Raw genomic sequence first — 488 nt, 5'->3', positions numbered from 1 at the left:
CGTGGTCGGTATCACCTGGGCGCAGATCTCCAAATCGCTGCGCTACTCGATCGCGCCGACACCGGACGGCGTGCGGATCACGTACGGTCTCCTCACGACCGTCACCGAGACGCTCCCGCCCGGTCGCATCTTCGCCGTGGAGGTGTCGCAGTCGCTGCTGTGGCGTCCCTTCGGCTGGTGGACGATCAAGATCAACCGGATGAGCGGCAAGAGCGCGGCGCAGCAGTCATCGGGCAGCGGCCAGCAGTTCAACGTGGTGCTGCCGGTCGGCAAGCGTGCCGATGTCGAGCGGGTGCTCGCGCTCGTCCTTCCCGACGTGCCCGCCGAGAGCATCCCCTCGCTGTGGGAGCAGGGCATCGTCGGCCCTGAGGGTGACGACACCTATCGGACCATGCCCCGCCGAGCGCGGTGGCGACGTCCGTTCTCCTGGAAGCGTCACGGCTACCTGGTCGCCGACTTCGGGCTGCTGCTCCGCCGCGGGAACGTGT

General features: G+C 68.2%; 1 protein-coding gene. It reads left to right on the top strand.

All coding sequences use genetic code 11. The features are described from left to right. A partial coding sequence (locus tag DSP71_RS23235) for a PH domain-containing protein (protein WP_258546294.1) occupies window positions 1-488 on the top strand: 488 nt, incomplete at both ends.

The organism is Microbacterium sp. H6 (assembly GCF_003314775.1).
Lineage (GTDB): Bacteria > Actinomycetota > Actinomycetes > Actinomycetales > Microbacteriaceae > Microbacterium > Microbacterium oxydans.
This window is presented reverse-complemented; position numbering and strand designations above follow the sequence as displayed.